19 protein-coding genes and 1 rRNA gene are annotated in these 22,220 nt (G+C 58.1%); 14 read left to right on the top strand and 6 right to left on the bottom strand.

All coding sequences use genetic code 11. The features are described 5' to 3' along the window. The first annotated feature begins 59 nt into the window (after positions 1-59). The 4 genes from prlC to NH395_RS17545 all read left to right on the top strand — a co-directional run bounded on the left by prlC (position 60) and on the right by NH395_RS17545 (position 5,957). Positions 60-2,108, top strand: coding sequence for an oligopeptidase A (prlC, locus tag NH395_RS17560; RefSeq protein ID WP_253026721.1), 2,049 nt, complete (start codon positions 60-62; stop codon positions 2,106-2,108). A gap of 53 nt (positions 2,109-2,161) precedes the next feature. Continuing rightward, positions 2,162-2,419 (top strand): YheV family putative zinc ribbon protein, encoded by a 258-nt coding sequence (locus NH395_RS17555; protein ID WP_092830951.1) that lies wholly within the window; start codon positions 2,162-2,164, stop codon positions 2,417-2,419. Positions 2,420-2,682: 263 nt separating this feature from the next. Next, entirely contained in the window at positions 2,683-3,663 is a 981-nt protein-coding gene (locus NH395_RS17550; protein ID WP_253026719.1) for a TAXI family TRAP transporter solute-binding subunit, read from the top strand. Between the two features lie 92 nt (positions 3,664-3,755). Further along, positions 3,756-5,957 carry a TRAP transporter fused permease subunit gene (locus tag NH395_RS17545; protein ID WP_253026717.1) on the top strand — a complete coding sequence of 734 codons (2,202 nt, stop codon included), beginning with the start codon at positions 3,756-3,758 and terminating at the stop codon, positions 5,955-5,957. Between the two features lie 80 nt (positions 5,958-6,037). Here the strand turns inward: NH395_RS17545 and metF are convergent, their stop codons facing one another. After that, entirely contained in the window at positions 6,038-6,880 is an 843-nt protein-coding gene (metF, locus tag NH395_RS17540) for a methylenetetrahydrofolate reductase [NAD(P)H] (protein ID WP_253026715.1), read from the bottom strand. A 142-nt stretch (positions 6,881-7,022) separates the two neighbouring features. On the opposite strand from metF, the gene NH395_RS17535 reads away from it, so the two are divergent. Then, entirely contained in the window at positions 7,023-7,958 is a 936-nt protein-coding gene (locus NH395_RS17535; protein WP_253026713.1) for an AEC family transporter, read from the top strand. A gap of 29 nt (positions 7,959-7,987) precedes the next feature. Here the strand turns inward: NH395_RS17535 and ligB are convergent, their stop codons facing one another. After that, positions 7,988-9,661 (bottom strand): NAD-dependent DNA ligase LigB, encoded by a 1,674-nt coding sequence (gene ligB, locus NH395_RS17530; protein ID WP_253026711.1) that lies wholly within the window; start codon positions 9,659-9,661, stop codon positions 7,988-7,990. 116 nt (positions 9,662-9,777) lie between these two features. Next, a complete protein-coding gene (gene metK / locus NH395_RS17525) occupies positions 9,778-10,998 on the bottom strand; it encodes a methionine adenosyltransferase (protein WP_253026709.1) in 1,221 nt (406 codons plus the stop codon). A gap of 231 nt (positions 10,999-11,229) precedes the next feature. Here metK and tkt point away from each other — a divergent pair, with 231 nt between their 5' ends. The 6 genes from tkt (at position 11,230) to fba (ending at position 17,817) form a co-directional block, all read left to right on the top strand. Next, a complete protein-coding gene (gene tkt, locus NH395_RS17520) occupies positions 11,230-13,245 on the top strand; it encodes a transketolase (RefSeq protein ID WP_253026707.1) in 2,016 nt (671 codons plus the stop codon). A 16-nt stretch (positions 13,246-13,261) separates the two neighbouring features. Further along, on the top strand, positions 13,262-13,612 hold the full coding sequence (locus NH395_RS17515) for a CidA/LrgA family protein (RefSeq protein WP_066320724.1): 351 nt from the start codon (positions 13,262-13,264) through the stop codon (positions 13,610-13,612). Beyond that, on the top strand, positions 13,602-14,324 hold the full coding sequence (locus NH395_RS17510; RefSeq protein WP_253026705.1) for an LrgB family protein: 723 nt from the start codon (positions 13,602-13,604) through the stop codon (positions 14,322-14,324). The genes NH395_RS17515 and NH395_RS17510 overlap by 11 nt, the downstream gene beginning before the upstream one ends. A gap of 86 nt (positions 14,325-14,410) precedes the next feature. After that, complete coding sequence (locus NH395_RS17505) at positions 14,411-15,451, top strand: glyceraldehyde 3-phosphate dehydrogenase NAD-binding domain-containing protein (RefSeq protein ID WP_253026703.1); 1,041 nt, start codon at positions 14,411-14,413, stop codon at positions 15,449-15,451. A gap of 54 nt (positions 15,452-15,505) precedes the next feature. After that, positions 15,506-16,675, top strand: a complete 1,170-nt coding sequence (locus NH395_RS17500; protein ID WP_253026701.1) for a phosphoglycerate kinase — start codon at positions 15,506-15,508, stop codon at positions 16,673-16,675. Between the two features lie 77 nt (positions 16,676-16,752). After that, positions 16,753-17,817 (top strand): class II fructose-bisphosphate aldolase, encoded by a 1,065-nt coding sequence (gene fba / locus NH395_RS17495; protein ID WP_066320732.1) that lies wholly within the window; start codon positions 16,753-16,755, stop codon positions 17,815-17,817. Between the two features lie 79 nt (positions 17,818-17,896). Here the strand turns inward: fba and NH395_RS17490 are convergent, their stop codons facing one another. Beyond that, on the bottom strand, positions 17,897-18,211 hold the full coding sequence (locus NH395_RS17490) for a hypothetical protein (protein WP_253026699.1): 315 nt from the start codon (positions 18,209-18,211) through the stop codon (positions 17,897-17,899). Positions 18,212-18,481: 270 nt separating this feature from the next. On the opposite strand from NH395_RS17490, the gene NH395_RS17485 reads away from it, so the two are divergent. Genes NH395_RS17485 through NH395_RS17475 form a run of 3 tightly spaced genes read left to right on the top strand, consistent with a single transcriptional unit; the run spans position 18,482 to position 20,525 of the window. Next, positions 18,482-19,180, top strand: coding sequence for an HAD-IA family hydrolase (locus NH395_RS17485; RefSeq protein ID WP_253026697.1), 699 nt, complete (start codon positions 18,482-18,484; stop codon positions 19,178-19,180). Positions 19,181-19,184: 4 nt separating this feature from the next. After that, complete coding sequence (locus NH395_RS17480) at positions 19,185-19,559, top strand: translation initiation factor Sui1 (RefSeq protein ID WP_253026695.1); 375 nt, start codon at positions 19,185-19,187, stop codon at positions 19,557-19,559. A gap of 57 nt (positions 19,560-19,616) precedes the next feature. Continuing rightward, complete coding sequence (locus NH395_RS17475) at positions 19,617-20,525, top strand: nuclease-related domain-containing protein (protein ID WP_253026693.1); 909 nt, start codon at positions 19,617-19,619, stop codon at positions 20,523-20,525. A 6-nt stretch (positions 20,526-20,531) separates the two neighbouring features. On the opposite strand, the gene NH395_RS17470 is transcribed toward NH395_RS17475, so the two are convergent. Together NH395_RS17470 and rrf are read right to left on the bottom strand one after the other, a co-directional pair. Further along, a complete protein-coding gene (locus tag NH395_RS17470) occupies positions 20,532-21,863 on the bottom strand; it encodes a deoxyguanosinetriphosphate triphosphohydrolase (RefSeq protein ID WP_066320745.1) in 1,332 nt (443 codons plus the stop codon). A gap of 229 nt (positions 21,864-22,092) precedes the next feature. After that, positions 22,093-22,208 (bottom strand): 5S ribosomal RNA (rrf, locus tag NH395_RS17465). Positions 22,209-22,220: the final 12 nt, after the last annotated feature.

The raw sequence follows: 22,220 nt of genomic DNA, 5'->3' as shown, positions 1-22,220 counted from the left end.
CCGCACTCTAACGTCATGACAGCGCTCGTCGCTCTCCACCCATACCCAACGAGGCACCTATGTCCCACAATCCGCTGCTCGAGACTCACTCGCTGCCCCCGTTCACCGACATCCGCGCCGAGCACGTGGTCCCAGCGGTTGAAACCCTGATCAGCGAAAGCCGTGACACGATTGACCGGCTCGCCCAACAGGCCAATGTCACAGCCCCCACATGGGAGAACTTTGCCGAGCCCATCGAAGCTGTTAATGACCGGCTCACTCAAGCGTGGTCTCCGGTTTCGCACCTCAACGGGACCATGAATACACCCGAGTTCCGCGACGCCTACCAAACTTGCCTGGAACAGCTTTCCGAGTTCAGTACCTGGGTAGGGCAACACGAAGGGCTTTTCCATGGCTGGCAAGCACTCAAGGCAGGGCCTGCCTGGGCTCAGCTAAGCCCGGCCCAGCAGCGCACTGTCGATAACGCGCTCCGCGATTTCCGCCTGGCTGGCGTCGACCTGCCCGCCGATAAAAAAGCCCGTTACGGTGATATTCAGGCGCGCCTCTCGATGCTATCCAACCAGTTTTCCAATAACGTGCTCGACGCCACACAGGCCTGGCACAAGGATATTAGGCATGCCGACACGCTGGCGGGCTTGCCGCAAAGCGCGCTGGATACGCTGAAGGCAACGGCGGAGGCCAAGGGCATTGATGGGTTTCGTATCACCCTCGATTTTCCCAGCTTTTTTCCAGTGGTCAGTTATGCCGATAACCGGGAACTGCGCCGCGAAGTGTATACCGCTTTCGTCACCCGTGCGTCCGACCAAGGGCCAGACGCCGGCAAATTCGACAATGCGCCCATTCTTGAAGAAATACTGGCGCTGCGCCAGGAGCTCGCTCACCTGCTGGGCTTTGATACCTACGCCGACTATTCGCTGGTCACCAAGATGGCCGACTCCCCTGAGCAAGTACTTACCTTCCTGACCGACCTGGCGAACCGCGCCGTCCCCCAAGCCCAGCAGGAAGTCGCCGAACTCAGCGAGTTTGCGCGTACTGAGCTGGGGATCGAGACGCTTGAACCCTGGGACGTCGCCTATGCCAGCGAAAAACTGCGCGAAGCACGCTACGCCATTTCGCAAGAACAGCTGCGCCCTTATTTTCCCGCACCGCAGGTCGTCGATGGGCTCTTTCAGGTGGTTGAACGGCTCTACAGCGTACGCTTTAAAGAAGATACTAACGTTGCGCACTACCACGACGACGTGCGCTTCTACTGGATCACCGACAATGATCAGCCGATTGCCGGTTTCTATCTCGACCTTTACGCCCGCGAAGGCAAGCGTGGCGGTGCCTGGATGGCGGATTGCCGGGTACGCCGCCAGACGCATGATGGTTTGCAGCTTCCCGTCGCTTTTCTTACCTGCAACTTCACCCCGCCAGTCGGCAACAAGCCCGCGCTGCTGACCCACGATGAAGTCACCACGCTGTTCCATGAGTTTGGCCATGGTTTGCACCATATGCTGACCAAGCAAACCATTGCGGATATTTCGGGTATTAATGGCGTCGCCTGGGATGCCGTCGAACTGCCGAGCCAGTTCATGGAAAACTATTGCTGGGAACGCGAAGGGCTCGACCTGATTGCCGGCCATGTCGACAGCGGCGACCCTCTGCCTGAAGCCTTGCTGGAGCGCTTACAGGCCGCCAAAAACTTCCAATCAGCCATGGGCATGGCACGTCAAATAGAGTTCTCGCTGTTCGACCTGCGCTTGCACCACGAGCTCGAATCCCCCAGCGCCAGCGATGTCCAGGCGCTACTCGACGAGGTACGCCAGCGCGTTTCCGTGGTCCCCACCGTTGCCTTCAACCGCTTTCAAAACAGCTTCGGGCACATTTTTGCAGGAGGCTACGCGGCGGGTTACTACAGCTACAAATGGGCAGAAGTGTTGTCGGCCGATGCCTGGAGCGCGTTTGAAGAAGCCGGTATCTTTGACCCTGCTACCGGCCAACGCTTCCGGCAAGAGATCCTCGAGCAAGGCGGCGCACGCGATGCTGCCGACATGTTCCGTGCCTTTCGCGGCCGCGAACCCAGTGTCGACCCGTTATTACGTCATAGCGGGATCCGTGCCGCTTAAACCCGCCCTACCTGAGCGCGCCCTCTATGGGGGCGCGCCATTGGAGCCTGATGATGTCGAGCGTAAAACGTTTTATTGCAGGCGTGACCTGCCCACGGTGTGCTGCCATGGACCGTGTTCGTGCCTGGGAGCAAAACGGTATTCGTTACCGGGAATGCGTTAGCTGTGATTTTTTCGAACAGCTACCCATCGAGGACGAAGCCCCCGGGGAGCTGACCACTCGGGTCAATCAAGCCCGCCCGGAGCCCGCCCAGAATGAGATCCAGCCTGTGCGGATCATGGACCCTGACCACAAACCGTCCAACTCATAGCGATTAAAAAAACGCGTCGGCGAGACAATGTGTGCGGATTAACGCACACAAAACCATGTTCACCGTGCGCAACACCAGACACTTCGTGCTTTTCTCTATACGACTAACGTTGAAAAGGAAAATTTTAAGCCTCTGTTTTTAAAAACAAAGCCTTGTTTTGGCATAACAATCGCTCTAGTTTATAGCTCACCGCTGGTGGCGTTGCTTCACCCATCTACCGCCAGCGCGTTAACAACCTCAATAAACAACTAGGGAAATTCGCCATGCGCAATTTTAAACCGACCACATTGGCATTACTGACCAGCAGCGCGATTCTGGCGGCCGGTAGCGTCCAGGCCGACCGCGAAGACTGGCCGGACAACTTTACCGTCGGCACCGCGAGCCAAGGGGGCACTTACTTCGTTTATGGCTCCGGCTGGGCCAACTTTATTGCCGATGAGCTGGACATCTCCGGTGGTGGCGAGGTGACCGGCGGCCCCACTCAGAACCTGGCCCTGGTGCACAACGGCGATGCCGCCTTCGGTCTCACCACCATGGGTCCGGCTGCCGATGCAGTGAGCGGTAAAAGCCCTCTCGCCCCGGGCCTGGAAATGGACAACGTCTGCGCGATGTTCCCCATGTATGAAACGCCGTTCTCGATCACTGTTCTTTCCGACAGCGGCATTGAATCAATTTCCGATATTCCCGACGGCGCACGTATCGGTTTTGGCCCATCGGCTTCCACGTCTGACACCTACTTCCCGGCGATGCTGGAAGAGTTAGGCGTCAACTTTGAACGCCGTAATGGCGGCTGGTCAGATCTGGGCGGTCAGCTGCAGGACGGCTTGCTTGACGTTATCGCCTTCGCTGCCGGCATTCCGATCCCGGCAGTTAGCCAGCTCGAAGTGCAAACCGATGTGAATATCATCGAGTTCAACGAAGACGAGCTTGAAACGGTGATGAATGCCTTCCCCGTTGCAGAATTCTCCATTCCGGCTAGCACTTACGAGACGCTTGAAGAAGACGCCCGCGCCGTTTCCATGTGGAACTTTGCCATCGCCGGTTGCGACCTGCCTGAAGACTTTGTCTACGAAGTCACCAAAGCGACCATGGAAAACAACGACCGCATGATGTCGGTCCACCGCAGTGCAGCTACCACCATTCCGGAAAACATCAAGCACAACACCGTGCTGCCTTTCCATCCGGGTGCTGCTCGCTGGTATGAAGAGAACGGCTACGAGATCGACGAAGACATGATCAAGTAAGCAACACTTGCTGTCGTCTGCCCCGTGCCAATCAAGGTTGGCCGGGGCAGTTTTCGCTAATGCCCCTTTGTTTGCTGTGAGGGTGAACTCTAATGAGTCACAAAATCGACCAAGAACCCAACGGCCTCAAGGATGATGCCCAGGATGCTGAATCGGTCCCTGAGTCTATTGCCGAGGGTGTCGATGAAGAGATTGTTGAATCCAACCGCCGTCTTTTCACCGGCTGGCAGTTTTTCTTGTTTGCGGCGTTAGCCATTGCCTATTCAAGTTTCCACCTGATTTCACTGAATGTGTTTCCCCTGGAAACCTGGTCGTTTCGCATCCTGCACATTGCCGGTGCGCTTATCCTCGGTTATGGGCTGTTTGCCGGTGCCCGTTTTGCCGAGGACGACCACCAGGCATCTGGCGCTGCCTTGAAGTGGGCAAGTTATGCGCTGCTTGTTCCCGCCACCTATACACTGGTGCAAGTGTTTCTGATGCACCAGACCCTTAGTGGCGAAGCAATGCGTATCGACCCCAGCGTCGAGAACTGGCATTACGGTTATCCGCTCATGGCGACCACCGCCGGTGCCATTGTACTGTCATGGTTTTATCGCCAGGCGCGTCATCGTTTTAATCCGGCAGATCTGGTACTCATGGTTTGCGCAGCCGCCAGTGCAGGCTATTTGCTGGTAGTGTTCAACACCAACATACGCATGTCGACCGGCACATCCTTTGCCCCATCAGGTATCTCCTGGGCGGCAATTGCAGGCTCCATGCTGATTCTGGAGCTGACCCGTCGCGTCGCCGGGTTGGCACTGGTGATCATCTCGGCGGTATTCTTGACCTATGTTTTTGCGGGTCCTGCGTTGCCCGGCTTCCTGGGCTACCCGGGCCTTTCGCTGCAGCGCTTCTTCAGTCAGGTGTATACCGATACCGGGATTCTCGGGCCTACCACTGCCGTATCGTCGACCTACATTATCCTGTTCATTATTTTCGCTGCCTTTCTGCAGGCCTCCAAAGTGGGCGATTATTTCGTCAACTTCGCCTTTGCAGCGGCAGGGCGCGCTCGCGGCGGCCCGGCCAAGGTGTCTATCTTCGCGTCTGGCCTGATGGGCATGATCAACGGCACATCCGCCGGTAACGTCGTCTCGACCGGCTCGCTGACGATCCCGCTGATGAAAAAGGTGGGTTACCCAGCGCGCAGCGCCGGTGCGATTGAAGCGGCCGCCTCTACCGGCGGGCAGATCATGCCGCCGATCATGGGCGCGGGCGCCTTCATTATGGCCGAAGTGACCGGCATTCCGTATACCGAGATTGCCATTGCCGCCATCATTCCTGCTGTTCTCTACTTTGCATCCGTCTACTTCATGGTCGACTTCGAGGCGGCCCGCAAAGGCATGCGCGGCATGCGCAAAGAAGAGATCCCGCTATTCTCCAGGCTGGTCAAGCAGGTCTATCTGTTTGCCCCCATTATCATCCTGATCGTCGCGCTGTTCATGGGTTATTCGGTGATTCGTGCGGGGACTCTGGCAACGGCGTCAGCGGCGGTTGTCAGCTGGATTTCACCTAACAAAATGGGGCTTCGTGCCATTTTGAAAGCGCTCCAGCTGGCCGGCACCATGTCGATTCAGATTATCGCGGTGTGTGCCTGTGCGGGCCTGATTGTCGGGGTTATCTCGCTGACCGGCGTGGGAGCACGTTTCTCGTCGCTGCTGCTCGGTCTGGCGGGCGTGAGCCAGCTTCTGGCGCTGGTGTTTGCCATGCTGATCAGTATTCTGCTGGGGATGGGCATGCCCACCACGGCAGCCTATGCCGTAGCCGCATCGGTCGTCGCCCCCGGCCTGATCAACATCGGCATCGAGCCGCTGGTTGCCCACTTCTTCGTGTTCTACTTTGCGGTGGTCTCCGCGATCACCCCGCCGGTGGCACTGGCCTCCTATGCGGCAGCGGGTATTTCCGGCGACAACCCCATGGGCACCTCGGTGGCCTCGTTCAAGATCGGGTTAGCCGCTTTCATCGTGCCGTTCATGTTCTTCTACAGCCCGGCCATGTTGATGGAAGGCTCTGCCATGCAGATTCTGCGCGTCGGGGTGACCGCCACACTGGGTATCGTATTGCTCTCGGGCATGGTCCAGAAATGGTTCTTCGGTCCGGTGAATACACTCCAGCGTATCGTCATGCTGGTAGGTGCGATCTTCATGATTTACGGCGGTATTTATACCGATGTAGCAGGCCTGGCCATTGGTGCCATCCTGTTTATCATGCAGCGTAAACAGCACGGCGGTGGCAACAAGACGCCGCAAACGGGCTAATTGACGCCAGTCGTTAAATGCGAAACCTAAAAAACCCCGCTCAAGATTAACTGAGCGGGGTTTTCGTATTTCATGTTCGTCTAGCTGCTCAGATTATCGACAATCTTCAACACCGGCTTGGATTGATTAAGCGTGTAAAAGTGCAGCCCCGGCGCGCCACCGTCCAGCAAACGCTGGCAGAGTCGACTGACGACATCGGTGCCGAAATCGGCAATGGCCTCGCTGTCGTCGCCGTAGGATTCCAGCTGCTTGCGAATCCAGCGTGGGATTTCCGCGCCGCAGGCATCGGAAAAGCGCGCCAGCTTGGTGTAATTGGTGATCGGCATGATCCCTGGAATGACCGGCTGCTCAACGCCTGATGCGCGGGCTTTATCAACAAAGTGGAAATAGGCATCAGCGGTGAAGAAGTATTGGGTAATTGCCATGTTGGCCCCGGCCTTCATTTTACGCGCAAAGTTTTCCACATCCTTGTCGAGGTTGGGGGCCTGTGGATGAGATTCTGGATACGCAGCGACGGCAATATCAAAGTGGTCACCCGTTTCATCACGAATGAATTCGACCAGCTCGTTGGCGTAGCGCAGCTCGCCGATGCTGGCCATACCGGACGGCATATCGCCGCGCAAGGCCACCAGACTTTCGACGCCTTCTTCACGGTACTGGGCCAAGAGATCCCGCAGCTGGGACTTTTCGCTCCCAATACAGGAAAGGTGCGGGGCAGTGGTCACACCGCTCTGACTCACCTGGCGAACAATCTCGCGAGTACGGGCCTGGGTTGAACCACCGGCACCGTAGGTAACCGAGAAAAACCGCGGGTTGCGGGCGGCCAGTTCATCGCGTGTCTGGATTAGCTTGTCGCGCCCGGCATCGGTGCCCGGTGGAAAGAATTCAAAGCTAATACCTAGCGGATGCTCGTGGCTGCTCATGGGATTTCCTCACAATGTGTCAGTAGTCATGATATCTTGCGCTATTCTCGCTGTTCCGTTGCGCTGGGGCTAATGAAAGATTCCACGGTCGGTCTTTAATTCGACTCATGTTCATCGATGACACACGTATGATGGGGGGTAAATGGATCTTACACCTGGCGCATTGGTTGGGCCGCTGCTCATGTTACTCAGCTATGTGGGGTTAGGCTGGCTGGCCGCCCAACGGCTCAAGCTAGACCCTCGCCCGATTGCGACGCTGCTGATTTACCTGATTGCTCCCTTTACCATTTTTCGCGCGCTGATGAACGGCGGGCCAACGCCTGATTACTTACTGCTCACATTAGCGCTGTTCATTATCGCGAGCCTGATGGCGCTAGTGGTACAACGCTTCACGCGCCACCGCTTTGGCGAACAGGAAGCCGCCCTGCTGGCATTTTCCTCGGGAACCGGCAATACCGGCTACTTTGGCTTGCCGATTGCGTTGATATTGCTGCCCCCCGAGGGGGTCACGCTTTACCTGTTCTGCATGCTGGGGATCAATATCTATGAATTTACCGTGGGTTTTTACCTCAGCGCTCGCGGACGCTTTTCGATACGCGAAAGCCTGATCAAAATTTCCCGCTTACCGCTTATCTACGCCTTCCTGTCAGCGTTACTGCTTAGTGCCCTTGAGATCACCGTCCCCGCCGCGGTCATGAGTTCCCTGCAGGTGTTCCCCGCCACCTACACGCTGCTCGGCATGATGATTATCGGCATGACCCTAAGCCAAGTAACGCTTGCCGCCTGGGATACGCGCTTTGTAGCTTCTTGCCTGGGCCTTCGCTACCTGCTCTGGCCGCTGGTCATGCTGGGGGCCGCTTTAATGCTGCAGTGGGCGGCGCCGCTTTCCACGGAACTGGCCATGGCGCTGCTGCTGATAGGCGTGGTGCCCATGGCCTCCAACGTCGTAGTGGTGGCCATGGAATTGGGCATCCAGCCACAAAAAGGCGCCTTAGCGGTGCTGGTCACGACACTGCTTGCGCCGCTGCTAATTCCGCTCTATCTAGGCTTGATGCTGCGCATGACGGGGCTGGGGTAGACGCATTAATCCGCCGACCACCCAATGGATTAAAAACCCTCAACCCCTATTTCATTTAACTGCGCTGCCATCTGCTGCACATCGGGATGGCTAAAGAACGCCACCAGCGCCTCGGCACGCACCGGCCCGACACCTGGCTGGGCCTGCCACTCGGAACGCGTGAGGCCCGCCAGGGTAGACCAGTCGCCCAAGCGGGCACTACCACCAGGCGGCATCCCCAGCGCGTCAAGCCAAGTGGTGTAGGGGGCGAAGCGCGCGGCTTGAAACTGCGCCATCAGCTTGGCAGCGGTGGCGTCGCCAATACCGTAAGCCTGTTCAAGCTGATGTGGCTCGACGTTTAGCCAGTCGATTAGTTGCCTGACCACGCCCGCTTCCAACAGCGCTTGCCATGTACCTTCACCTACCCCCTTCATATCCAGCTGTTCACCCAGGTAAGTGAGCCGCGCCAGCAACTGGCTTTCACAGCCAGGGGTTAACTCAAAGCAGCTCAGCAGATGGTAGCGCTGGGGTGACGGCGGAGACAGCGGCGAGCGCTCCTGAGTATGCCATACCACCTCGGTCAGCTGCGGAATCGTCACCCCCCCAAGAGTGACTGCCACCTGGTCGCCGGGGCGAACATCCAGTGATTTCCAGCGCGCCAAGGAGCCTAATGAAACACGGCTAATGCGCCGCCCTTCCAACAGGACAGGGTTAAGCCATATCAGCGGCGTTACTCGCCCGGTGCGCCCGACACGAAACTCAATACCGCGCACCTCTGCCAGCGCCTGCTGGGCCGGATATTTCCAGGCCACTGCCCACTCCGGTGGCGACGATGACCAGCGGCGAACGCCAGGGCGCTCGGCCTGCTTGAGCACGACGCCGTCAGTGGCAAACGGCAGCGGGCCGTTGAACCACTTATCCCGCCAATAAGCCGCATCGTGATGATCATCCAGTCGGTGGGTATAGTCGGCGGTATCAAACCCCAGCGCACTCAGTTGTGCGAGACGATCAGCCATATTCTCGGGGCCATCAGGCCACCCCCAGATAAACAGCCCCACTTGTTCTCGCGTTTGCGGCGTCGGCGCTTGCTGGGCCATCGCACCAGCCACATTTCCTCGCGCTCCCGTGGCGGGGTTTCGTGATTGGACATGATCCGGCAAACGCCAATACAACTCGCCCTGCAAGACACCGGACAGCGGTGTGGACAGCTTATTGGGTACTGCAGGTAACTCACGGACACGGGCCGTCCAGTCCTGGCCGCGCTCACCATCACCACGACTCACCGCCTCTACCAACTCACCTTCCTGATAACGCAACGTGACCGCCACACCATCGACCTTTGGCTGAATCCAAAGGTTATCCCGGCGGCTGCTAAAGCGTCTCACCCCCTCATCATCGGTTTTTTCAAGGCCGGTTTGCGCGTAAGGGTGAGCCCGACTGTCACCCGTACTGGTGATGCGGGTCAACGGTTGGTGACTGGGGACCTTGCCCAGGCATTTCTGCCATTCAGCCAAACGTGCCACGGCTTGATCGTAGAGCGCATCGTCAATCAAGGATACGCCCTGATCATGATAGGCACGATCCCAAACTTCTACCTGCGCCGAGAGTGCCTGGCTCTCGCGTGTCAGCCGTTCAGTGCTCCAGCCGGGACACTCGTTTGCCTGCACCGTTAGGGAGACCGCCATCAACCAGCCCGCCAGCCATCCCTGCCTATAGCGTTTCATCACCACCAGCCTCCGCCAATTGTCCATTTATGACGTTAGCCTAGCGCACTGCGCATAAAAAACGTCCCTGGCATACGCCAAAGGGACGTTTTCTTACACCACAGCGAGCAAATATCTTACAAAGCAGCTGCTTGACGGAGCGTATCGGCCTTGTCGGTGCGCTCCCAAGGGAAGGCGATAAACGTCTCTTGCTGGGTATGGCCTTTATCATCGACCCAATGGTAGCTGTGCTCAAACGGCTCGCGGCCGAAGTGTCCGTAGGCGGCAGTTAACTGGTACATCGGGTGAAGCAGGTCGAGCATTCGGGTAATCGCGAAAGGACGCAGATCAAAATGCTCACGCACCAGTTTGACGATCTGGGCATCACTCACCTTGCCGGTGCCGAAGGTATCTATGGACACGGAGGTCGGCTCGGCCACGCCGATCGCGTAGGAGATCTGGATTTCACATTTGTCGGCGAGGCCCGCCGCCACGATGTTTTTCGCCACATAGCGCCCCGCATAGGCTGCGCTGCGGTCAACCTTGGACGGGTCCTTGCCCGAGAAGGCGCCGCCGCCATGGCGTGCCATGCCACCGTAGGTATCGACAATGATCTTGCGGCCGGTCAAGCCACAGTCGCCCACCGGGCCGCCAATCACGAACTTGCCGGTCGGATTGATGTGGTATTGGGTATCTTCATCGAGCCATTCGGCGGGAATCACCTGCTCGATAATTTCCCGTTTGACCATGGTACGCAGGTCTTCCTGGTCGATATCCGGATCGTGCTGGGTGGAGAGCACCACGGCATCGACGCCACAGGGTTGGCCTTGCTCATTATAACGGAAGGTCACCTGGCTCTTGGCATCCGGGCGCAGCCAAGGCAGCAGGCCGTTCTTGCGTAGCTCGGCCTGGCGCTCTACCAGACGATGCGAGTAATGGATCGGCGCCGGCATGAAGGAGTCGGTCTCATTGGTGGCGTAGCCAAACATCAACCCCTGATCACCCGCGCCCTGATCTTCCGGCTTGCTACGGTCAACGCCCTGGGCAATATCGACGCTCTGTTTACCGATCAGGTTGACCACGCCACAGGTGGCGCCATCGAAGCCTACATCCGAGGAGGTATAGCCAATCTCGGTAATCACATCACGTACCAGGGTCTCAAGGTCCACCCAGGCATTCGTGCTGATTTCACCGGCAATGATCGCGACACCGGTCTTGACCAAGGTTTCACAGGCAACGCGCGCCTGTTTGTCACGGGCAATAATGGCATCCAGCACCGCATCGGAAATCTGGTCGGCAATTTTATCCGGATGGCCTTCGGAGACGGACTCGGAGGTAAACAGGGAATATTCGCTCATCGCGCACTCTACCCTCGGTGTGACGGCGGCAAGTCACCGCAGCATCATCAGGAAATCATGGCAGGAAGTTGCCCTGCCCACCTATTAAAGAAGCAACACTGCGCTTCGGGGGCCAAAGTTTACACGCTGTTGGAAGTTCTTCCCAGAACGAGGCCATAGAATTTGCCGACGCCCGGGAAGTCAGCGACAATAGCGCTTTTATTATTCACGTTTTCAGGCGAGGAGCACCCCATGCCGTCCCGTTTTGAGCTGGCCAATGCCATTCGCGCCCTTTCCATGGATGCCGTCCAGAAGGCCAAGTCCGGCCATCCGGGCGCGCCCATGGGGATGGCGGATATTGCCGAAGTGCTGTGGAATGACCACCTCAAGCACAACCCCGAAGACCCCAAATGGGCCGATCGTGACCGGTTCGTGCTGTCCAACGGACACGGTTCCATGCTGCTCTATTCGCTCCTCCACCTGACCGGTTACGAGCTGAGCCTGGAACAGCTGCAGAACTTCCGCCAGCTGCATTCGCCGACCGCCGGGCACCCGGAATATGGCTACGCGCCGGGCATTGAAACCACCACGGGCCCACTGGGGCAGGGCTTTGCCAACGCGGTGGGCTTTGCCATCGCGGAAAAAACCCTGGCGGCACAATTCAACCGGCCTGGTCACACCATCGTCGACCACCACACCTGGTGCTTCCTGGGTGACGGTTGCTTAATGGAGGGCATTTCCCACGAAGCGGCCTCGCTGGCCGGCACCCAGCAGCTCGGCAAGCTGATCGCGGTGTATGACGATAACGGCATCTCCATCGACGGCGAAGTAAAAGGCTGGTTTACCGACGATACCGCCAAGCGCTTCGAAGCCTACGGTTGGCACGTGGTGCCCAATGTGGATGGCCACAAGCCGGAAGAGGTCAACGCGGCCATTGAGCTGGCCAAAAGCCACGACGACAAACCCAGCCTGATCATCTGCAAAACCATCATCGGCTTCGGCGCCCCTAACAAGCAGGGCAAAGAAGAAGCCCATGGGGCGGCACTGGGTGATGACGAAGTGGCGGCTGCGCGCGAGCAGCTGGGCTGGCCCCATGCGCCCTTCCACGTCCCGGAGCCGATTTATTCGGCCTGGGATGCCCGCGAGGCCGGTCGTGCACGCCAGCAGGCGTGGAATGCCCGGTTTGAGCGCTACGCGGAGGCGTTCCCCGCCGAAGCACGCGAATTCCAGCGCCGCATGAAGGCCCAGTTGCCGGCCGAACTGCCCACTGAAGCGCTGCTTGAGCAAACCCAAGAAAAGGGCGACAGCATTGCCTCACGCAAGGCCTCATTTGAAACGTTGAACGTGATTGGCCCGCAAATGCCAGAGCTATTGGGTGGCAGTGCCGACCTGGCCCCGTCGAACCTGACGTTCTGGAACGGCGCCAAAGCGATCACGCCGGAAGACGCCAGTGGCAACTACCTGCACTATGGCGTGCGCGAGTTTGGCATGGGCGCAGTCATGAACGGGATTGGCCTGCATGGCGGTTTTGTGCCGTTCGGGGCGACCTTCCTGATTTTCATGGAGTACATGCGTAACTCAGTGCGCATGGCGTCGCTGATGGGGCAGCAGGCGATTTATGTCTTCACCCATGACTCCATTGGCCTGGGTGAAGATGGCCCGACCCACCAGCCGATCGAGCAGCTGACCAGCCTGCGCACCACGCCCAACCTGAACACCTGGCGCCCCTGCGATGCGGTGGAAACCGTGGCCGCCTGGGACGCCGCCCTCAAACGCCACTCCGGCCCCACCGCGCTGGTTCTCTCGCGCCAGGGCCTGCCCCATCAGCCGCGCACCAAGGCACAGCTGGCGTCGATTCAAAACGGGGCGTACGTGCTTAAAGACCCTGCTCTCAAGGACAGTGAAGGCACGCCCGTAACGCCCGAGCTGATTCTGATTGCCACCGGCTCGGAAGTGTCGTTGGCGATGGACGCCGCCGCCGAGCTCGAACAGCAGGGCAAGGCCGTACGCGTGGTGTCCATGCCCTCGGCCTACCGCTTTAACGGCCAGGATGCCGAGTACCGTGAAAGCGTACTGCCCAAGGCGGTGACCAAGCGTATCGCCATCGAAGCCGGGCATGCGGACTACTGGTACAAGTACGTGGGCCTTGATGGCCGCGTGATCGGCATGACCACCTACGGCGAGTCAGCCCCTGCAGGCGACCTGTTCAAGCACTTTGGCTTTACTGTCGAGAATGTCGTCAAACAGGCCAATGAGCTACTCGGCTAGGCGAGCGAGGTAGGCCATGCCCGCGTTGAACGGCTTGCTATGGCTGATTAGCTACTGGCTGATCGGCGAAGTGGTCATCCATTTCTCCGGTCTGCCCATTTCCTCCGGTGTGGTCGGCATGCTGTTGATGGGCGTCACCCTTTCAGTCATCGGCCGCGTGCCGTCGAGCATCTCGGCCGCGGCCCAGCCGCTGATTGGGCTGCTCGCCATGCTCATCATGCCCGGCGTTGTGGGCGTCTTCTTTATTCTCGATGAACTGGCAGGCCAATGGCTTGCCATTCTCGTAGCGCTGTCACTCGGGACGCTGCTGAGCGTGGTCACGACACTCTGGCTTCTGAAACGCCTCATGGGGCATCATGCCCACTGACGTATTAGCAACGCTCACGGCGACGCCGCTGTTTGCCGTCGGGCTGACACTGGCAGCCTTCTTGGTGGGCAGCGCGCTATTCAATCGTCTAAAACAGCCTTCTTGGCTGCCCGCCATCCTGATCGCCGCATTACTGTTGGCCGGGGCATTAGCGCTGATAGGGATGCCTTATGCCACCTATCAGCAGGGTGCTGCTTGGCTGACGGTCCTGTTAGGCCCGGCGACGGTTGCCCTGGGAATGCCGCTTTACCAGCAGCTGCCACGTATTCGCGCACTCTGGCGCCCGTTAGCGGTATGCCTGCCCATCTCTGCGGCACTGGCAACCTTCTATGCGTTGGGTATTGCCTGGTTAATGGGCAGCCCCGGTCAGATATTGGCCTCTATCGCCGCCAAATCCGTTACTGCGCCCATCGCCATTGGCATTACCGAACAGTTGGGTGGCAACGTGGCCCTGCTGATGGGCGCCCTGCTGGTGACGGGGGTCGTCACCATCCCGTGTGTGAGCCTTAGCGCAAGGGTTTTACACATCGACGACGAGCGCATTATCGGCTTTGCTCTGGGGCTGAATGGTCACGCGATTGGCACCGTACGCGCCTTTGAGCTAAGCCATACCGCCGGTGCCTTTGCCTCATTGGGGATGAGCCTGATCGGCATTTTTACTGCTCTATTGCTACCACTGGCGTGGAAGCTGATAGGCGCGGGCAGTGGATAAGCATCACCCGCTGAAATACGTTATCATCGCGCCTACTTTCATGCCCATCGTGGCCCCTGCTCCACTTTCAAGAGCCGCTTCGCGACATGGCTGACTCCAAAAGGTATCGCATCGCCATCAATGGCTACGGACGCATAGGTCAATGCATCCTGCGCGCGCTGGTTGAGCGTGACCACCCCGAGATTGAGGTGGTGGCGATCAACGAGCTTTCCGACCTGGCGACCATTACCTATCTCACCCGTTACGATACCACTCACGGCCGTTTTCCAGGTGAGGTGGATAACGATGGCGAAGCGCTGCTGATCAAGGATCAGCGCATTCATGTGCTCTGCGAACAGGACCCAGGGTCACTTCCCTGGGCCGCCCTGGATATTGACCTGGTACTGGAGTGCTCGGGCAGCTTCAAGGATCGCGCTACCGCCGAGCGTCATCTGGACGCCGGCGCCAAACGACTGCTGTTTTCCCAACCCGCGGAAAGCGATGTCGATGCCACCATCGTATGGGGCATTAACCAGGACGAGCTGACGCACTCTCAACGCATTATCTCGGCGGCCTCGTGTACCACCAATTGCCTGGTACCCTTATTGACCGTTCTGGACAACGCACTGGGACTGGAACACGGCGTGACCACCACGATTCATTCGGCCATGAATGATCAGCCGGTCATTGACGCCTACCATCAGACCGATCTGCGCCTGACGCGCTCGGCGATGCAATCCATCGTGCCGGTGGACACCGGCCTGGCGTTGGGCATCAGCCGCCTGATGCCAAGCCTTGCCGGTCGTTTTGAGTGCCTGCATGTGCGCGTCCCCACCATTAACGTATCCGCCATGGATGCAGCCCTGACGGTGAATCAGGACACCGATGCCGACCAGGTGAATGCGCTGTTGCGGGAAGCCAGCCAGCAGCGATTGGCGGGGGTATTAGGCTATACCGAAGCCCCCATGGCATCGATCGATTTTAATCACGACCCCCGCTCTGGCATCCTAGACGCCACACAGACACGGGTGGCAGGCAGGCGCCTGGTCAAACTGCTGTGCTGGTTTGATAACGAATGGGGGTTTGCCAATCGCATGCTGGACATCACCCAGCGCCTGGCCACGCTGACGGATGGCAGCGCACGCTGACTTGCAGGGCCGCATCATGACTTTTCACCCGCTTGAACACGAGGAAATACTCGCATGAACGTGCAAAAAATGACCGACCTGCCCTTGAAAGGGCAGCGCGTACTGATTCGTGAAGACCTCAACGTACCGATCAAGCACGGGCGTGTGTCCAGCGATGCGCGTCTTCGGGCGGCGCTTGCGACTATCCAGGCGGCCGCCGAGGCCGGTGCCAAGGTCTTGCTGATGAGCCACCTGGGTCGCCCGACGGAAGGCGAATCCGCCGACGAATTTTCCCTGGCCCCCGTCGCGGCACACCTGGGTGAACTGCTGGGCCGCCCTGTCAAGCTGGTTAGCGACTATCTTGATCGTGCACCGACAATGGCCGACGGCGACGTTGTGCTGCTGGAAAACGTGCGCTTCAACACCGGCGAGAAGAAGGACGACGAACAGCTGGCCAAACAGTATGCCAGCCTGTGCGATATCTTCGTGATGGATGCCTTCGGCACCGCCCACCGCGCTCAGGCATCGACCCACGGCGTTGCGCGCTTTGCCCCGAAGGCGTGCGCAGGCCCGCTGCTCGCCCAGGAACTTGATGCGCTGGAAAAGGCCCTGGCTCACCCCGCTCGGCCCATGGCGGCGATTGTTGGCGGCTCCAAAGTGTCAACCAAATTGGACGTGCTGACCGCGCTTTCCGACAAGTGCGACCAACTCATTGTTGGCGGCGGCATCGCCAATACGTTCATTGCCGCCGCCGGCTACAATGTCGGCAAGTCGCTCCATGAGGCGGATTTAATCGGCCAGGCAAAAGCGCTGATGGAAAAAGTCACTATACCGCTACCCACCGATGTGGTGGTGGCGACCGAATTCTCCGAATCTGCCGACGCGGTGGTCAAGCCGGTCGACCAGGTGGCCGATGACGAAATGATCCTGGACATCGGCCCCGATACCGCCGCGCATCTGGCCAGCCTGTTGAAAAACGCCGGTACCATTTTATGGAATGGCCCGGTCGGCGTGTTTGAAATTGATCAGTTTGGCAAAGGCACCGAAGTAATCGCCCATGCCATCGCCGCAAGCAGCGCTTTCTCAATCGCTGGTGGCGGTGATACCTTGGCGGCCATCGATAAATACGCCATTGAAGATCGTGTGTCCTACATCTCAACCGGCGGCGGCGCCTTTCTTGAATACGTCGAAGGCAAACAGCTACCTGCCGTGGCAGCGCTTGAAGCCGCCGACCAACGCGGATAATCGTTAACATTTTAGCGGGCGCTCGCTGCGCCCGTTGACTCCGATACCAGCATTAACCTCACAGATAAGGTGACTCAATGGCTTTGATCAGCATGCGCCAAATGCTCGACCATGCCGCCGAATACGGCTACGGCGTTCCGGCATTCAACGTTAATAACCTGGAGCAGATGCGCGCCATCATGGAAGCCGCCGATGCGACTGACTCACCGGTCATCGTCCAGGCGTCTGCCGGTGCCCGCAAGTACGCGGGCGCCCCTTTTCTGCGCCACTTGATTCTGGCGGCCGTTGAAGAGTTTCCGCATATTCCTGTCGTCATGCACCAGGATCATGGAACCAGCCCGGCCGTCTGCCAGCGCTCTATCCAGCTCGGCTTCTCATCGGTAATGATGGATGGCTCGCTGGGCGAAGACGGCAAGACCCCCACAGATTACGCGTACAACGTTGATGTGACGCGCCGCGCCGTCGATATGGCGCATGCCTGCGGCGTTTCCGTCGAGGGCGAACTGGGCTGCCTGGGTAGCCTGGAAACCGGCATGGCCGGTGAGGAAGACGGCATCGGTGCCGAAGGCAAACTCGGCATGGAGCAACTGCTCACCGACCCGGAAGAAGCCGCCGAGTTCGTCAAGGCTACCCATGTGGACGCGCTGGCGATTGCCATCGGTACCAGCCACGGCGCCTACAAGTTTACCCAGCCGCCGACGGGCGACACGCTGTCGATCCAGCGTATCAAGGAGATCCACGCACGCATTCCCGATACCCATCTGGTGATGCACGGCTCGTCCTCCGTTCCCCAGGAGTGGCTGGATGTCATCAACCAGTACGGCGGCCAGATCCCTGAAACCTACGGGGTGCCCGTCGAGGAGATCGTTGAGGGCATCAAGCACGGTGTGCGCAAGGTCAACATTGATACCGACCTGCGTCTGGCGTCCACCGGGGCGGTGCGTCGCTTCCTGGCAGAGAATCCGTCAGAATTCGACCCGCGCAAATTCCTCAAGGAAACGGTATCGGCCATGCGCGAGCTGTGTATTGCGCGTTATGAAGCCTTTGGTACCGCGGGCAATGCCAGCAAGATCAAACCGATCAACCTGGAAACCATGTACCAGCGCTACGAGCGTGGCGAGCTGGCCCCCAAGGTAACGTAACGCCAACGCCATATAGCCCCGATCAAAAAAGACGGCCAAGTTGGCCGTCTTTTTAATGGACACTTATTGAATGGGGCACTTACTCTTCGGCGTCGCTTTCACTGCCATCACTTCCTCCGTTATCCGCATTCGCATCGCCGCTGCCGCCAGTACCCGCTGAGGTTTCTTCATCTTCTGCCTCTTCTTCCTCAGCACCATTGCTTTCGGCGTCAGAGGTATCGCTGCTGCGGTCTTCCGGGTCCCGCTTAACAGCACCTGCTTTAATACCATATTCTTCCTCGAGCGCGGCATCGTCGAGAGGCTCGTGCTCATGTTCGTCAGCGGTTGCCGCACTAGTGGCGGCCAGCATGGCGGCAGCAAACGCTAACGGCATGATCCAGGGGGTTAGTCGCATCGTCACGGTCTCCTTATTATGGTTTCAACAGCTTAGCACGTAACTCAGTGCCCTGCGCCTCTCCGTACAACGTAGAAATGGCGCTCAATCAACGGCCTAAAACGTCATCGTTGCCGCACGTTTTGGTTAATCTGAATCAGCTCGACCGGCCAGGCAAGCAAAAAATTACAGAACACTGTTCACAAATACGCTAAAATCTCGTTCAATAGGCCTATGATTAATTATTGTGTTTGTCACTGCAGTTGCTAAGTCTCTGCTAGGAAATCTCCCATGCCGCTCCCCCTGTTATTATTTGATTGCGATGGCACCCTGGTTGACAGTGAACCCCTCCTTGCCGAAGAGATGTCGACAGGGCTGAATAGCGTGGGACTTCCTTTCGTACCGTCTGACTATATGGGTGAATTTAGAGGCTCACGCTTTCGTAATATCGTTGCTCAGTTGCAGTTACGCCATGGTGACGTCTGCAACGATCAGCTAAACAGCATGGAAGCCGCCATGCGTGCCAGCCTGGCTGAACGGCTCGCCAATGAACTCACCACGATTCCCGGCGCTAAAGAAGCCCTTGAGCAGCTATCCGCTTACCCGAGCGCTGTGGTTTCCAACGGCCCTGAAGGCAAAATTCGCACTGCGCTCAAAGCAACGGGGCTCGATGGCTATTTCGCAGAACGCCTTTTCAGTGGCTACACCGCCAACTGCTGGAAACCAGAACCCTGTTTGCATCTCTACGCCGCGAGTATCATGGGGTTCAACGCAGCTAACTGTATTGCCATTGATGATGCATTGGTCGGCGTACGAGCTGCTCTTGAGGCAGGCATGAAGGTCATTCACTTGAACCGCTTTCCCGACGCGGAAACCACACCGGAAAATGCCGTCATGATCAGCAGCATGTTTCAGCTACCTGCCGTGGTCAGGCAATTAAGCCAGGAAATGAGCCAGGCAGCCGAGCCTTATTACTCTGAAGGAAAATAACGCGATGGCTTCACTACGCGACCAGCTTGGTGGGCTGGTATATTCCACCGAAAAAGGCAACACCTGCCCCTCTTGCCGCGAACCTCTGGAAACCTGTCGCTGTGATGCCGATAGCGAACAAGCGCGTATTGCCGCACTTGACGGCATCGTCCGTATTCGTCGCGAAACCAGTGGCCGCAAAGGCAAAGGCGTCACGACGATTAGCGGCATACCGCTAACTACCGCAGAGCTCAAAGACCTCGCCAAAGCGCTTAAAAAACGCTGTGGCACAGGCGGTGCTGTTAAAGATGGCATCATTGAAATTCAAGGTGATCACCGTGATAGCCTGAAGCAGGAATTAACCGCACGCGGCTATCAAGTCAAACTGGCTGGTGGCTAATCCATGCGTCCCAGGACGAACCGTCACTGTGCAGTCACGCCGCACTAGGACTTTGCAATGATCTGGCTAGAATATCTGCTACCGCTGATTTTTCTCTTTCCCATGGCGGCGATGGCAAGCATTGTTTTGGCACTCCGCAGCCTGCATGACGCTCGTGTCCAATCTCCCTTCGACACCCCGCTACGCGAGCCCGGCCAGGCATTGCGCTACCGGCTGGATCAAGCGTTCTCAAGCCTGTTTCTCAACGGCGCGTTAGGCCCTTTAATCAGCCTTTCGCCACTGGTCTATGGCATGGGGCGAATGCTGTTTGCCGACAAGCAGGACTGGGTGGAGTGGGCACTCTATGGCTTGCTTAGTACGCTGCTTGTCCTGGCGTTTTCATTGCTTTTAGTGCGCGACTACCAACGCATTCGGCGATTGAAGCTGGGGCTTGCCTGCGAGCTTGCTGTTGGCCAGGAACTTGAGCGGCTTATCCGCCCTGATGCGCACCCTTACTATGTTTTTCACGACGTGCCGACGGATAGCTTTACGATTGACCATGTGGTGGTGACCCCGCACGGCGTTTTCGTGGTAGAAACCCGGGCACGCACCGTGCCCATCAGTAATGCAGGACGTGGGCAAAATACCGTCGCCGTCGAGCGTGAGCGCCTTCGCTTTCCCTACTGGCAAGAACGGCGTCCGCTGCATAAAACACGCCAAGGGGTTGATTGGCTTAGCCAGTGGCTAGAACAGCAATGCGGCGTTTCGGTACCGGTGCGAGGTGTCCTGGTGTTACCCGGTTGGCACATTGATACCGATGACGCGGCACCTGATATTTTGGTCGTTAGTGGCGATATGCTGGCAAGCCAACTGACCGCGCTCATGCCGGGTCAGATCAGCGATCCCATCCACGATAAAATCATCAATATCCTGCTGGAACGCGCCAAGCTCATGGAGCTGACGCATCTTCGCCAGCCTTCGGTATGATGGCACCTAATCGCCTCGCAAGCGCCCGCCCATTTCCTGGGCCAGGTCGACCGCATAGTGATCCGTCATCCCACCGATAAAGTCCAGCATTCGTCGATAGCTATCATAGAGCGGCCAGGAGGCCAGCGGCGTGTTCTCGCCTATCAAGGCGAGTACACGCTGATGCTTGAACGAGCTGCGCCCGGTGTGGTGCAGTTCGTGCGCAGCACCAATAAAAGCTTCAAGCAGAATGCCCAGCGTTGTATAAGCGCCAATTTCCAGCTTTGCCTTCCGCTCATTCTGAAAAATACGCTCCCGGGCCAGCTGCTTCGCCGCCTTAACGCCCCAGCCTAGATCCGGATGACACAGCTCAAGCAGGTCATCCTTGAGCGTGCCGTTCAGCAGGGCCTGTTCGTGCTGAACGAACACGGCGCCTACATCGTTCACGGCGCGCTCCATGGCCGCACCTCGCAGCAGTGCAATACGGCGGCGCTGGGATACGTTGCGCGCCTGCATCTCGGCATACTCGGGCGGGAATTCTCCGGCAATCTGACGCAGCACCTCCACCACTTCTTCGTAGCGCAGAATACCCATCTCCAGGCCATCTTCCAGGTCCAGCAGGGCGTAACAGATATCATCAGCCGCTTCCACCAGCCAGGCCAAAGGGTGGCGACACCAGCGCTGTTCCCCCTGTGGGAGTAGCCCCACGGCGTCGGCCACTTCCTTGAGCAGCCCCTGCTCTGACTGATAAGCCCCAAACTTGCCCGCTCGTCCGCTATAGCGCACGGTCCAGGGGTATTTGAGCAGCGCACCCAGTGTGGCCGCTGATAGCCGCATACCGCCATTGAACTGGTTATATTCGATCTGGGTAATCACCCGGAAACCCTGGGCGTTGCCTTCATAGGTCAACAGATCTTCGCGCTCAGCGTCTGAAAGGCCTTCTAACAAACCACTGCTTTGAGCACGCTGAAACCAATCACGGATTGCATACTCACCCGCATGACCAAAAGGGGGATTCCCAATGTCATGCCCCAGGCAGGCTGTTTGGACGATGACGCCAAGGTCAGCAGGCGTAATCCATTCAGGTAGGCGGTCGTGCAGCAACTCACCCACGATCATCCCCAAAGAACGACCTACACAGCCAACTTCCAGCGAGTGCGTCAGGCGAGTATGGATATGATCATTTTCGGTCAGCGGATGCACCTGGGTCTTACGCCCAAGGCGCCTGAACGAGCCTGAGAAAACAATTCGGTCGTGATCCTTATGAAAGGGGCTACGGCCGATTTCACGAGTACTGGTTGAGCGTTGATCGTGAAGACGACGAGGGGAAAGTAGCTGTTCCCAGCGCATCTGAGTCATGGGCATTTCTCCTTAAGGAATGCATTTTGACATAAAACGCCAGAAAACCGCACGTTATGGTGAGGGGTGAAGTAAATAGTAGACATAAAAAATCCCCCAAGGCATCAGCCCTGGGGGATTTTTGGTATAGGTGCCTGACGATGATCCGGTCGGCGCTCCGATATTCTCCATGGGGAGACCCCTAAAACAAAAAACCCAGCCGATCGGCTGGGTTTTCTGCGGTATAGGTACCTGACGATGACCTACTCTCGCATGGGGAGACCCCACACTACCATCGGCGCGAAGCGGTTTCACTGCTGAGTTCGGCAAGGGATCAGGTGGTTCACGCTTGCTATGGTCGTCAGGCGTAACTGGCTG

Source organism: Halomonas sp. Mc5H-6, assembly GCF_024124705.1.
Taxonomy (GTDB): domain Bacteria; phylum Pseudomonadota; class Gammaproteobacteria; order Pseudomonadales; family Halomonadaceae; genus Vreelandella; species Vreelandella subterranea.
The sequence above is the reverse complement of the archived record's forward strand: the minus strand, read 5'-3'. Positions and strand labels throughout refer to the sequence as shown.